Here is a 13,571-nt window from a genome sequence, read left to right as displayed (position 1 = left end):
GGACGTGCGCGTAACCCGCGCACCCGGACGTGCGCGGATCCCGCGCATAACGATCACATCGCGGCGGCGGCCGACGTGTTTGGCCGCCTGTCGGACGGTCTGGGGGCTTTGCCCCCGGACCTTTTTTGGCATATGCGCGGCGATCGGGGGAACGGATGCCCCCGATGGACCGTCTCCACAAGCAGCGGGGCGCGCCATCTGATGACAATGGCGAAGACCCTCGCGCGGTGTTCGCGAAGGCGCGTCTACGATGGAAGCATTCACGTCACCGCACCCACCTCGCCGACCTGAAGAGCCCTCAAAAGCTCGTGGGAAGGCCAGTCGAATCCTGATGGGGAACTCAATGTCGTTCATCGGCCGTGACATGGCTGTCGACCTCGGGACCGCCAACACGCTGGTGTACGTCAGGGGTCGTGGGATCGTACTCAACGAGCCGTCCGTCGTCGCGATCAACACCAACACCGGTGGCATCCTCGCGGTCGGTGCGGAAGCGAAGAAGATGATCGGGCGCACCCCCGGCAACATCGTCGCCGTGCGCCCGCTGAAGGACGGCGTCATCGCCGACTTCGAGATCACCGAGCGGATGCTCCGCTACTTCATCCTGAAGATCCACAAGCGGCGGTACCTGGCTCGTCCGCGGGTCGTCGTCTGTGTGCCCTCGGGCATCACGGGTGTCGAGCGCCGCGCCGTCATCGAGGCGTCGTCGCAGGCCGGCGCCCGCCAGGTGCACATCATCGAGGAGCCCATGGCCGCCGCCATCGGCTCCGGGCTGCCGGTCCACGAGGCCACCGGCAACATGGTGGTGGACATCGGCGGCGGCACCACGGAGGTCGCGGTCATCTCCCTCGGCGGCATCGTCACCGCCCAGTCCATCCGCGTCGCGGGCGACGAGCTGGACAACGCGATCATCCAGCACATCAAGAAGGAGTACTCCCTCCTGCTGGGTGAGCGGACGGCCGAACAGATCAAGATCACGATCGGTTCCGCGTACGACCTGGACGCCGACGAGCACACCGAGATCCGCGGCCGGGACCTCGTCTCCGGACTGCCCAAGACCGTCGTCATCTCCGCCGCCGAAGTGCGCAAGGCGATCGAGGAGCCGGTCAACGCCATCGTGGACGCCGTCAAGACGACCCTCGACAAGTGCCCGCCGGAGCTGTCCGGCGACATCATGGACCGGGGAATCGTTCTGACCGGCGGCGGCGCCCTGCTGCGCGGCCTCGACGAGCGGCTGCGCCGGGAGACGGGCATGCCGATCCACATCGCCGAGGACCCGCTGGACAGCGTGGCGCTCGGTTCCGGCAAGTGCGTCGAGGAGTTCGAGGCGCTTCAGCAGGTGCTCGACGCCCAGCCGCGCAGATGACACACCCCCTCGATACCGCCGTACGGGACGACCTTCTTCCGTACGGCGGATCGTTGATATAGAGGCATAAACTCCCCCAAGACCCCCCACAACGCCTCGAACACACCCCCGAAGCATCCTTCGACACACCCCTCGAAGCATCTTCGGCACACCTGAACAGACCCCCACCTCATACCCGTTCTCGACGAGGAAGGCACGGCCGCCGCACGTGAGGGACACGAAAGAGAGCCGGCTGCTCCTGGTGCTGCTGATCGCCATCGCGTTCGCACTGATCACGGTGGACATCCGCGGCGGGGAGGATTCACCGGTCGACGGTGCCCGGCAGGCCGCGGCGACCGTCTTCGGCCCGATCGAGAACGGCGTGTCCGGCGCGGTCGACCCGATCGGCAACGCGGTCACCGCCGTCCGCGAGTCCGGCGACCGGCACGACCGGCTCGCCGAACTGGAGCGGGAGAACGCCGCGCTCAAGGCCGAACTCGGCAGCGACGACCGCAGCCGCAGCCGCCTCAAGCAGCTCGACAAGCTGCTGAAGGTCTCCGGCAAGGGCCAGTACGGCATCAAGGGCGCCCAGGTCATCGCCATAGGAGCGGCCCAGGGCTTCTCCTGGACCATCACCATCGACGCCGGAGCCGACGACGGCATCGAACGCGACATGACCGTCCTCAACGGCGACGGACTCGTCGGCCGCGTCACCACCGTCGGCCCGGGCACCGCCACCGTGCTGCTCGCCACCGACCCCGACTTCACCGTCGGCACCCGCATGGAGTCCACCGACGAACTCGGCTTCGCCTCCGGCCAGGGCGACCGCCCGCTGCGCGTCGAACTCCTCAACGGCAAGGCCGAGATCAAGAAGGGCGACCGCCTGGTCACCTTCGGCTCGCAGGCCGACAAGCCGTTCGTGCCCGGCGTCCCCGTCGGAGTCGTCTCCCGCGTCGACCCCTCCGGCGGCGACCTCACCCGCACCCTCTCCGTCACGCCGTTCGTCAGCTTCAGCAAGCTCGACGTCGTCGGCGTCGTCGTCCAGGCCCCCGAGAAGGACCCGCGCGACACGGTGCTGCCCAAGAAGCCGAAGCCGACCCCCACGCCGACCGTGACGGTGACCGTCACGCCCTCCGCCCCCGCCGACGGCCTCAACCAGCAAGAGCAGTAGGAGCTGTCACCCCATGCGCGTCAACCGGATCCTGCTCTCCAGCTCGCTGGTCGTCGTCGCCCTGGTGATCCAGGTGAGCGTCCTCGCCCGCCTCCACCTCCCGGGCGCCGTCCCCGACCTGCTGCTGCTCACCGTCCTCGGCCTCGCCCTGGTCTACGGCCATGTCGGCGGCGCCCTCATCGGCTTCGCCGCCGGACTCCTCGCCGACCTCGCCCCGCCCGCCGACCACGCCGCCGGGCGCTACGCCCTCGTGCTGTGCGTCATCGGCTACCTCGCCGGACTCGTCAAACCCGAGAGCGGGCAGGTGAAGTCGGCGACCGGCCCGATGGTCGTGGTCGTTGCCGCCGCCGTCGGCTCCACCCTGCTCTACGCCGGTGTCGGCGCCCTCGTCGGCGACACCGCCGCCCGCCACGTCGGCCTCGGCGGACTGCTGTTCACCGCCGCCCTGTACGACCTGCTGCTCGCGCCGTTCGTCGTCCCCGGCGTCATGGCCCTGGCCCGGCGCGCCGAGAACGACCCGCTCGCCGAGACCAACCCCGCCAAGTCCGGCGACATCGCCTCCGGCTGGCTCTCCGGCGGCACCGGACTGCGCATCGGCGGGCAGCGGGGCGGACTGCGGGTCAAGGCGGCCCGCGCCCGGGTGGCCCGCGCCGGACGCATCAAGGGGGTCAAGCGCCTGTGACCTCCCAGAACTTCACCGGAACGAGTGAAGGGGCGACGGAACGCGGGTCCATGGCCCGGCCGTTCACCACTCGTACCCGCACCGTCGTACGCGCTCCGAGGGAGGAGGAAGCCGCGTGACCAACATCCCCGAGACCGGCCGCAGCCCACGGGTCCAGATCCGGCTCGTCGTCATCCAGGTCCTCGTCCTCTCCCTCCTCGGCACCCTCGGCGGGCGCCTGTGGTACCTCCAGATCCGCGAGGGCGACCAGTACGCCAAGGAGGCCTCCGGCAACCACGTCCAGCAGGTCGTCCAGCCCGCGGTCCGCGGCTCCATCCTGGACGCCCGCGGAGTGCCCCTCGCCGACAACGAGACCCGCCTGGTCGTCTCCGCCTCCCGCACCGACCTGCTGAAGATGAAGGACGACGGCAAGGCGGTCCTCGCCAAACTCGCCGGCGTCCTCGGCATGGACGCCGAGGAGGTCCAGCAAAAGGTCCGCCTCTGCGACGCCGAGACCCCCCAGCCCTGCTGGAACGGCTCGCCGTACCAGCCCATCCCCATCACCGACGAGGCCACCGCCAAACAGGCCCTGCAGATCCGCGAGCGCGCCGAGGACTTCCCCGGCATCACCGCCGAACCGCAGGCCCTGCGCCGCTACCCGAGCCCCGGCAAGGCCAACACCGCCCAGGTCCTCGGCTACCTCTCGCCCGTCACCGACGAGGAGATCACCAAGGCCCAGGACACCAGCTCGCCCTATCTGCGCTCCGACATGGTCGGCCGCTCGGGCCTTGAGCGGCAGTACGACAAGCAGCTGCGCGGCAAGGCCGGCGTCACCCGCTACGAGGTCGACAACCTCGGCCGCGTCATCGGCGAGGCCGAGGCCGACCCCGCCCAGCCCGGCGCCAACCTCGTCACCAGCATCGACTCCCGCGTCCAGCGCATCGCCGAGTACGAGCTGAACGAGGCGATGAAGGAAGCCCGCAAGCAGCACGACCGCAACACCAACCGCAACTACGAGGCCGACTCCGGCGCCGTCGTCGTCATGGAGGCCAAGACCGGCCGCGTCGTCGCCATGGCCTCCAACCCGACCTACGACCCCAACGCCTGGGTCGGCGGCATCTCCGCCAAGGACTACGCGGACCTCACCGGCAAGAAGTCCAACTACCCGCTGCTCAACCGCGCCACCCAGGGCCAGTCGGCACCCGGCTCCATCTTCAAGGTCATCCCGACGGCCGCCGCCATACAGGCCGGCTACTCCTTCGAAGGCCCTTACAACTGCTCCAGCTCGTACTCCATCGGCGGACAGGTCTTCAAGAACTTCGAGTCCCAGAACCACGGCCCGATCAGCCTCGGCCGCGCCCTGGAGGTGTCCTGCGACACCGTCTTCTACGCCCTCGCCCACGAGGAGTGGAAGCGCGACGGCGGCAACAAGCCGAAGAAGAACGCCGACGACTGGTTCTACAAGACCGCCCACCAGTTCGGCCTCGGCGAGGAGACCGGCATCGACCTGCCCAACGAGGTCAGCGGCCGCGTCCCCGACCGCCAGTGGAAGCTGGACTACTGGACGGCCAACAAGGACGCCTGGTGCAAGTACGGGAAGAAGGACGGCACCTACGCGGAGAAGATCGCCTACGAGAACTGCCTCGAAGGCAACCGGCTGCGCGCAGGTGACTCCGTCAACTACTCCATCGGCCAGGGCGACACGCTCGTCACCCCCATCCAGATGGCCACCATCTACGCGGCCATCTCCAACGGCGGCACCCTCTACGACCCCACCGTCGGCAAGGCCGTCATCAGCCCCGACGGCAAGACCGTCACGGAGATCGAGCCCAAGGCGCACGGCAAGCTGCCGACGTCGAAGAAGACGCTCGCCCAGATAGACGAAGCCCTCGAAGGAGTCGCCACCCGCGGTACGGCCGCGTGGCGGTTCGGGGGCTGGCCACAGGACGAGATCCCGATGCACGCCAAGACCGGTACCGCCGAGGTCTACGGCAAGCAGACCACCTCGTGGTTCGCCACGTACACCAAGGACTACTCGATCGTCATGACGATCTCCCAGGGTGGTACCGGCTCCGGCGCCTCGGGCCCCGCCGTGCGCAACATCTACAACGCCCTGTACGGCGTCTCCGAGGACGGTGAGATCGACAAGAAGAAGGCGCTGCTGCCCACGCCGCAGAAGAGCCTCCCGAAGGTCCGCACGGACGGCACCATCACCTCCCCGAAGATCTCCAAGGACCCCGTCAAGGACCGGGTGACCCCCTCGCCCGACGCACAGGCCACCACCCCGCAGGACGACGGCCCCGCCGACCCGCAGCAGGCGGGCACGGTCCCCTCGCCGGAGATGGGCGACCGCCGGACCCGCCGCCGCCACCGGCGACGACGCGGCGGCACCGGCACCGGAAAGGGACTCCGGAGGGCAGCGTCATGACCGGCGGAGTCAACAGCTTCCAGGTCTCCGGATACGGACCGGAGCGGGCCGGCTGGACACGGGTCTTCGCCCGCGACTCCCTGGCCCGGCGCCTCGACTGGCCGATACTGTTCTCGGCGCTCGCCCTCTCCCTGCTGGGCTCGCTCCTGGTCTACTCGGCCACCCGCAACCGCACCGAACTCAACCAGGGCGACCCCTACTACTTCCTGGTCCGGCACTGGCTCAACACCGGCATCGGGGTGGCCCTGATGATCGGCGCCGTCTGGCTCGGCCAGCGCGCCCTGCGCACGGCCGTGCCCCTGCTGTACGGCGCCTCCGTCTTCCTGATCCTGCTGGTGCTCACCCCGCTGGGCTCCACCATCAACGGCGCCCACTCCTGGATCAAGCTCCCCGGCGGCTTCTCCCTCCAGCCCTCCGAGTTCGTGAAGATCACGATCATCCTGGGCATGGCGATGCTGCTCGCCGCCCGCGTCGACGCCGGCGACAAGCCCTACCCCGATCACCGCACGGTCCTCCAGGCCCTCGGGCTGGCCGTCGTCCCCATGCTGATCGTGATGCTCATGCCCGACCTCGGGTCGGTCATGGTCATGGTCGTCATCGTGCTCGGTGTGCTGCTCGCCTCCGGCGCCTCCAACCGCTGGATCTTCGGCCTGCTCGGCGCCGGCGCGGCCGGCGCGATCACCGTCTGGCAGCTCGGGATCCTCGACGAGTACCAGATCAACCGCTTCGCGGCCTTCGCCAACCCCGAGCTCGACCCCGCCGGCGTCGGCTACAACACCAACCAGGCCCGCATCGCCATCGGCTCCGGCGGACTGACCGGCTCCGGCCTCTTCCAGGGCTCCCAGACCACCGGCCAGTTCGTGCCCGAACAGCAGACCGACTTCGTCTTCACCGTCGCCGGTGAGGAACTCGGCTTCGTCGGCGGCGCACTGATCATCGGCCTGCTCGGCGTCATCCTCTGGCGCGCCTGCCGCATCGCCCGCGACACCACCGACCTGTACGGCACGATCGTCGCCGCCGGCATCGTCGCCTGGTTCGCCTTCCAGTCCTTCGAGAACATCGGCATGACCCTCGGCATCATGCCCGTCACCGGCCTCCCCCTGCCGTTCGTCTCCTACGGCGGCTCCTCCATGTTCGCCGTCTGGCTGGCCGTGGGCCTGCTGCAGTCCATCCGGATACAACGGCCGATGTCCGCGTGACCCGCCATGGGCGCGGAGCGGCGGTCCACTGCCGCTCCGCACCCACGGCGACTAGATTCGCTTCATGGCGGACACCAAGCGCGAGATCGAGCGAAAGTACGAGTCCGACGACGGCGGACTGCCCGACCTGACCCGCGTCCCCGGCGTGGCGACCGTCCTCGACAAGGGCGTCACCCACCTCGACGCCACCTACCACGACACCGCCGACGAACGCCTCGCCGCGTCCTTGGTCACCCTGCGCCGCCGCACCGGCGGCTCCGACGCCGGCTGGCACCTGAAGTTCCCCGTCGCCCCCGGAGTGCGCGACGAGATCCGCGCCCCGCTCTCCGACACCCTCCCGGACGAGCTCGCCGCCCTCGTCCGCTCCCGCGTCCGCGACGGCGAACTGCTGCCCGTCGTCCGGCTGCGCTCCGACCGCGACGTACGCCACCTCGTCGACGCCGACGGCCGGCTGCTCGCCGAGGTCAGCGTCGACACCGTCCACGCCGAACGCCTCACCGGCACCGGCGGCACCGCCCGGTGGACCGAGATCGAGGTCGAACTCGCCGACGACGGCGACCCCGCCTTCCTCGACAAGGTGGAGAAACGCCTGCGCAAGGCCGGCGTGCGCCCCTCGTCCTCGGCGTCGAAACTGGCCAGGGCACTGGCCGACACGGCACCGGACGGAACCACGGCCGCGGCGACCACACGCACCCCCGCCACGGCACCCGAGGCCGCCCCGAAGCGGAAACACCGGTCACGGCCGGCCGGGAAACCCGTCACCACCGGCGACCACGTCCTCGCCTACGTCCGCGCCCAGCGCGACGCCCTCGTCGAGCTCGACCCCGCCGTACGCCAGGACGTCCCCGACTCCGTGCACCGCATGAGAGTCGCCACCCGCCGCCTGCGCAGCACCTTCCGCTCCTTCCGCACCGTCCTCGACCGCGCGGTGACCGACCCCGTCGGCGCCGACCTGAAGTGGCTGGCCGCCGAGCTGGGCCTGGACCGCGACCAGGAGGTGCTCGCCGAACGCCTCCGCTCCTCCCTCGCCGGCCTGCCCGACACCCTCGTCGCCGGCCCCGTCGGCCACCGGCTCACCACCTGGGCCGAGGCCCGCCACGCCGGAGCCCACGGCCGCCTCACCGGCATCCTCGACTCCCGCCGGTACCTCACCCTCCTCGACACCCTGGACGCCCTGCTCGCCGACCCGCCCCTGCGCAAGAAGGCCGGAACCAAACCGGAGAAGGCCCTCACCAAGGCCGTACGCAAGGACCTCGACAAGCTCGCAGGCCTCGTCACCCGCGCCCTCGACCTCCCGCCCGGCACCGACCGCGACCTCGCCCTGCACGACGCCCGCAAGAAGACCAAACGCACCCGCTACGCCGCCGAGGCCGCCGCCCCCGCACTCGGCAGACCGGCGAACGACCTCGTCAAGGACATGAAGGCGCTCCAGGGCCTGCTCGGCGACCACCAGGACAGCGTCATGGCCCGCCAGACCCTCCGCGAGCTCGCCGCCGTCGCCCACGCGGCGGGCGAGAGCGCCTTCACCTACGGCGTCCTCCACGCCCGCGAGGAACACCGCGCGGAGCACGCCGAGGCCGCCCTCCCCGAGGCCTGGACGTCGATCACCGAGGACCTTCGGCCCTGGACAGCGTAGGGAGTACCCCTCCGGCCGCGTTACGCTGAATGGTCACCCCACTCAGCACACAAAGGTTCGCGAGATGCCTGCCGAAGCCGCCGAGTCTGTGTTCCCGCAGCTCGAAGCTCTGCTCCCGCATGTGCAGAAGCCGATCCAGTACGTCGGCGGAGAGCTCAACTCCACGGTCAAGCCGTGGGAGAGCTGCGACGTCCGCTGGGCGCTCATGTACCCCGACGCCTACGAGGTCGGACTGCCCAACCAGGGCGTCATGATCCTCTACGAGGTCCTCAACGAACAGGACGGCGTCCTCGCCGAGCGCACCTACAGCGTCTGGCCGGACCTGGAGGCGCTGATGCGGGAGCACCGCGTCCCGCAGTTCACGGTCGACAGCCACCGCCCGGTGAAGGCCTTCGACGTGTTCGGCCTGAGCTTCTCCACCGAGCTCGGCTACACCAACATGCTCACCGCCCTGGACCTGGCCGGCATCCCCCTGGAGGCCAGGGACCGCGGCCTCGACGACCCGATCGTCATGGCCGGCGGCCACGCCGCCTTCAACCCCGAGCCGATCGCCGACTTCATCGACTGCGCGGTCATCGGCGACGGCGAGCAGGCCGTCCTGGAGGTCACGCGGATCGTCCGCGCCTGGAAGGAGGAGGGCCGCCCCGGCGGCCGCGAGGAACTCCTCTTCCGCCTGGCGAAGACCGGCGGGGTGTACGTCCCCGGCTTCTACGACGTCGAGTACCTCCCCGACGGCCGTATCGCCCGTGTCGTACCGAACAAGTCGGGCGTCCCGTGGCGCGTCTCCAAGCACACGGTGATGGACCTCGACGAGTGGCCCTACCCCAAGCAGCCCCTCGTCCCGCTCGCCGAGACCGTCCACGAGCGCATGTCGGTGGAGATCTTCCGCGGCTGCACCCGCGGCTGCCGCTTCTGCCAGGCCGGCATGATCACCCGCCCGGTCCGGGAGCGCTCGATCACCGGCATCGGCGAGATGGTCGACAAGGGTCTGAAGGCGACGGGCTTCGAGGAGGTGGGCCTGCTGTCGTTGTCGTCGGCCGACCACTCGGAGATCGGCGACATCGCCAAGGGCCTCGCCGACCGCTACGAGGAGGACAAGATCGGCCTGTCCCTCCCCTCCACCCGTGTCGACGCCTTCAACATCGACCTGGCGAACGAGCTGACCCGCAACGGCCGCCGCTCGGGCCTCACCTTCGCCCCCGAGGGCGGCTCGGAGCGCATCCGCAAGGTCATCAACAAGATGGTCTCCGAGGACGACCTCATCCGCACCGTCGCCACGGCCTACGGCAACGGCTGGCGCCAGGTGAAGCTGTACTTCATGTGCGGCCTGCCCACCGAGACCGACGACGACGTCCTCCAGATCGCCGACATGGCCACCCGCGTGATCGCCAAGGGCCGCGAGGTCTCCGGCTCCAACGACATCCGCTGCACGGTCTCCATCGGCGGCTTCGTCCCCAAGCCGCACACCCCCTTCCAGTGGGCCCCGCAGCTCTCCGCCGAGCAGACCGACGAGCGCCTCGCCAAGCTCCGCGACAAGATCCGCGGCGACAAGAAGTACGGCCGCTCGATCGGCTTCCGCTACCACGACGGCAAGCCCGGCATCGTCGAGGGCCTCCTCTCGCGCGGCGACCGCCGCATCGGCGCGGTCATCCGCGCGGTCTACGAGGACGGCGGCCGCTTCGACGGCTGGCGCGAGCACTTCTCGTACGACCGCTGGATGGACTGCGCCGACAAGTCCCTCGCGCAGTTCGGCGTGGACGTCGACTGGTACACCACCCGTGAGCGCACCTACGAGGAGGTCCTCCCCTGGGACCACCTCGACTCCGGCCTGGACAAGGACTGGCTCTGGGAGGACTGGCAGGACGCCCTCGACGAGACGGAGGTCGAGGACTGCCGCTGGACCCCGTGCTTCGACTGCGGCGTGTGCCCGCAGATGGACACGTCCATCCAGATCGGCCCGACCGGGAAGAAGCTGCTGCCGCTCACGGTCAAGAACTCGGCTCCGGCACCGAGCGGTCACGCCCACTGACGTGAGCGGGGGCGACCCGAAGCAGGGCCGCCCCCGCTTCCGGGCGACCGGGCCGCCCGGTCACGGACTTCCGTCATCTGCTTCAGGCGGCGCCCCTGGTGGTGACGACGAAGCAGCTGGCGTGTCCTCCGTCCTGTTCCCATTTTTCCCGTTTCGGCCACATGTACCAGTAATCTCCGGCCCGGTCCGCCCCGGAGACCCATCGCCCGGGGGCGGTGTCATAGGCGGCGCTGCAGGCGGCGGCGGCTTTCTCCCGGGCGGCCGTGCCGCCCGGGTAGGGGCCCGTGCCGAGTGTTCTCTGCGCGAAGACCCTGCCGTCGTGCGCGCCCGAGCACGGCACGTCCACGACGGTGTCCATGAGCCGCTGGCCCGTGCTGAAGTCGACGCAGCCACCGGGCTTCACCGAGCCGACGGAACGGACCGCCTCGCGGGCCGGGCGGACAGGCCCGTCGGGCTTCGCGGCGGGCTTCGGCACACCGTGTCCGGAGAGCCGGAGGTCGATGGTCAGGGAGGTCATGTCCTCGAACGCGCTGCCCTTCTTCCCCAGGACCGTCGAGAGGTCGGCTCGCACGTGGGTGACGCGTCCCCGGTCGTCCACGGACACGGTCGTCGGCAGCGGGGCGCTCTTGGGGAAGGGGATGGACAGCTCGCGCCTGAGGTCCCTGGGGAGCAGTCGCTCGGTGGCGCTGGTGGGCATGTCCGCCTCGTAGGCGCGCTGGGAGCCGTCGGTCCGCCGGGATGTCGCCTTCGTGGCACCGAGTCCTTCGAGGAGGGTGCCGCCCACCGGTCCCTCGGATCCGCGCAGGTGGTCGATGCCGAGGGCCGGACGGGTGTCGCCCGTCGTGTACTGGAGCCAGTACGCCGCCGACCCGGCGCGGTAGTGGATGTGCTGGAGGCCGACGAGGACGCGTGCCGAGGGGTCGGCGTTGCCCTTGCCCGGGGTGGCGCCCAGGAGGGTGTCCTTCGTTTCCCGGGGGAGCTTCTTCGACAGGTGCCACTCCGTGGTCGCCTCGCCCGTTTTCTTCGTGAAGTCCATCCGCCCGCTGACGGTCTGCACCGCCCTGCCCTTCTTCGACGCGAAGGTCATGGTCTGGACGAAGTCGGCACCGCCCGCCTTCTGCGTCTGGCGCAGGGCGAGGTAGACCTGGAGGCCGAGCTTCTGGTCGAAGACGGGGTGCTTGGCGACGGGGCGCTCGGCGGGGGTGTCCTGGTCGCCGGAGCAGGCGGTCAGGAGCAGGGACGCGATGGTGAGCACCGCACCTGTACGGGCAAGGCGTCTGATCATGTCCGTAAGACCCGGCCGGGGCGTGGAGGGTTGTCCCGTACGGGTCATGGCTCGATCGTTCTGGGCCGTCGGGATCGATCTCAGCCGTGAGAGGGGTACGGACTTCTCCGCGGCCGCGTCCTGGAGGAGCCCCCGGTCGGCACGGAGCGGCCCCCGCCGTCGGCGGAGGCCGCTGAGGGGTCCCCTGCCGGCGGCGCATCGGGCCGCCGGCGGCGGGGGCTTACGGGGTGTGCTGTCCGGGGTGCCGGGGGGATGGCGTGTCACGCCGGTAGGAGTGGGCCGGGGCCCGGAAACGTTCCTGTTTGCCGGGGCCGGTGAGCGGTGCGGGGTGGTCCATGGCGGACCGCAGCCGGTGGCGGGGGGTGGCCCGGCGGGGCGGCCGGGTCAGGGTGATCTGGCGGACGAGCTGCTGGAAGCAGGCCAGGGCGGCCACGCCCGGGAGCGCCGCGGCGGCCGTGTCGGTGATCGTCCGGGGGGCCTGGGCCACGCAGAGCATGATGGCGACGAACGAGAAGAGGAGGACGACGAACCACGAGTGCAGGGCGCGCCGTTGGTGCAGTGCCGCGCGGAGGATGGACAGCGAGCCCGCCAGCCAGGGGCCGTAGACCAGCACGGGCCACCAGGCCGAGGAACTGCCGCTGCTGTGGGCCGTGGTGACGAGGAGCAGGGGTTCGTAGGTGACGACGCCGCTGAAGACGCTCACCATCGACACGGTGACCGCTGCCAGGGCGGCGATGGCGTAGCTGGCGAGGCGCAGTGCGTCGGGGCGTCTGCGCGAGGGTTTGCGGTGGCCGTGCGGTGATGCGCGCAGGGGCGGCAGTTCCGCCGTGATCTCCTGCAGGTTGCCCATGGGGCTGCCGGCCGGGGGAGTGGTGACCGAGGTCTCCTCGCGGGGCCCCGGCATGGTGACGCCGGGGGGTTCCTCACCGCGGGCTTCCTGAAGCAGATAGGCGAGTTCCTCGGCCGGGTCCCAGTGCGGTGCCGGGTCCCAGTGCGGTGCCGGGTCCCAGTGCGGTACGGACGATTCCATGGGCTCCGCGTAGACGAGAGGGTCGTAGCGTTCGTCATTCATGTCAGCCGGCCTCGCCGATCCAACGGCAGGTGAGGTCGGATTTCCACGAATTCCCCCCGTCGGACCTGATGAGCCCGGACATGCTTGCCTTCGTCATATAGCGACTAACGGCGGCTGTTTCGCTTGGATGCGTGGCGAATGAGTGAACGGCCGTAGGGAAAATCGCTTTACATAAGTCGCGGAATTCTTATGTCCGATCGGCGTTCAGCATATGAGGTAAACAACATCATGAGGGTGGGATCCGGGCGGGCCGCGCCTGCGTCTCCGTAGGTATGGATCTCGAGAAGCCGGCCGGTCCGCCGGCCGCCGCGCCCGCGGGCGAGGGGTGTCTCGTCGTGGCGATCCGCATCCCCGTGCGGATCGTGGCGCTGGTGCTGGTCGTGCCGGTGCGGATGGCGTGGGACGCGCTGGTCGTCGCCGGACGGTTCCTGAACGACACGCTGCTGCGGCCTCTCGGGCGGGCGCTGCTGTGGGCGGGGCGGGCGGTGTTCGTATGGCCGTTCGTGGGGCTGTGGCGGTATGTCCTGGTGCCGTCCGGCAAGGGACTGGTGTGGCTAGGGAAGGTGCTGCTGGTCCTTCCGGCCATCGCGTTCTACCGCCATGTGCTGACTCCCCTCGGTCACGGGGCCATATGGCTGTACGCGCGCGTGCTGACACCGATCGGGGCCGGGGCGTGGGCGGGAGCGGTGTGGCTGGGGCGATATCTCGTCGTCGTGCCCGCGCTGTGGTTGTACCGGTGGGTTCTGGC

The 13,571-nt window shown here is 70.1% G+C and carries 9 protein-coding genes and 1 pseudogene; 8 read left to right on the top strand and 2 right to left on the bottom strand.

Features of this window, described 5'->3' with window-relative positions; all coding sequences use genetic code 11:
* Nucleotides 1-343 precede the first annotated feature (343 nt).
* The 7 genes from ACZ62B_RS33060 to ACZ62B_RS33030 all read left to right on the top strand — a co-directional run bounded on the left by ACZ62B_RS33060 (nucleotide 344) and on the right by ACZ62B_RS33030 (nucleotide 10,466).
* Nucleotides 344-1,363 carry a rod shape-determining protein gene (locus tag ACZ62B_RS33060; protein WP_004931372.1) on the top strand — a complete coding sequence of 340 codons (1,020 nt, stop codon included), beginning with the start codon at nucleotides 344-346 and terminating at the stop codon, nucleotides 1,361-1,363.
* A 208-nt stretch (nucleotides 1,364-1,571) separates the two neighbouring features.
* The gene (gene mreC / locus ACZ62B_RS33055) at nucleotides 1,572-2,513 is read left to right on the top strand and encodes a rod shape-determining protein MreC (RefSeq protein WP_344569390.1); all 942 of its coding nucleotides are present in this window, start codon (nucleotides 1,572-1,574) and stop codon (nucleotides 2,511-2,513) included.
* A 13-nt stretch (nucleotides 2,514-2,526) separates the two neighbouring features.
* The gene (gene mreD / locus ACZ62B_RS33050) at nucleotides 2,527-3,195 is read left to right on the top strand and encodes a rod shape-determining protein MreD (RefSeq protein ID WP_344569392.1); all 669 of its coding nucleotides are present in this window, start codon (nucleotides 2,527-2,529) and stop codon (nucleotides 3,193-3,195) included.
* A gap of 115 nt (nucleotides 3,196-3,310) precedes the next feature.
* Entirely contained in the window at nucleotides 3,311-5,602 is a 2,292-nt protein-coding gene (gene mrdA, locus ACZ62B_RS33045) for a penicillin-binding protein 2 (RefSeq protein ID WP_468890183.1), read from the top strand.
* A complete protein-coding gene (rodA, locus tag ACZ62B_RS33040; RefSeq protein ID WP_344569396.1) occupies nucleotides 5,599-6,801 on the top strand; it encodes a rod shape-determining protein RodA in 1,203 nt (400 codons plus the stop codon). The genes mrdA and rodA overlap by 4 nt, the downstream gene beginning before the upstream one ends.
* A gap of 64 nt (nucleotides 6,802-6,865) precedes the next feature.
* Nucleotides 6,866-8,437: a CYTH and CHAD domain-containing protein gene (locus ACZ62B_RS33035; RefSeq protein ID WP_344569398.1), complete on the top strand. Its 1,572-nt coding sequence runs from the start codon at nucleotides 6,866-6,868 to the stop codon at nucleotides 8,435-8,437.
* A 64-nt stretch (nucleotides 8,438-8,501) separates the two neighbouring features.
* Nucleotides 8,502-10,466 (top strand): TIGR03960 family B12-binding radical SAM protein, encoded by a 1,965-nt coding sequence (locus ACZ62B_RS33030; protein ID WP_344569400.1) that lies wholly within the window; start codon nucleotides 8,502-8,504, stop codon nucleotides 10,464-10,466.
* An 82-nt stretch (nucleotides 10,467-10,548) separates the two neighbouring features.
* Here ACZ62B_RS33030 and ACZ62B_RS33025 read toward each other — a convergent pair whose 3' ends face one another.
* Both ACZ62B_RS33025 and ACZ62B_RS33020 read right to left on the bottom strand, forming a co-directional pair.
* Entirely contained in the window at nucleotides 10,549-11,751 is a 1,203-nt protein-coding gene (locus ACZ62B_RS33025; RefSeq protein ID WP_344569402.1) for a hypothetical protein, read from the bottom strand.
* A gap of 220 nt (nucleotides 11,752-11,971) precedes the next feature.
* Complete coding sequence (locus ACZ62B_RS33020) at nucleotides 11,972-12,823, bottom strand: DUF2637 domain-containing protein (RefSeq protein WP_469693156.1); 852 nt, start codon at nucleotides 12,821-12,823, stop codon at nucleotides 11,972-11,974.
* Nucleotides 12,824-13,095: 272 nt separating this feature from the next.
* On the opposite strand from ACZ62B_RS33020, the pseudogene ACZ62B_RS33015 reads away from it, so the two are divergent.
* A pseudogene (locus ACZ62B_RS33015) lies at nucleotides 13,096-13,571 on the top strand (hypothetical protein); the annotation flags it as partial.

Source organism: Streptomyces sp. NPDC053426 (assembly GCF_055585405.1).
The sequence above is the reverse complement of the archived record's forward strand: the minus strand, read 5'-3'. Positions and strand labels throughout refer to the sequence as shown.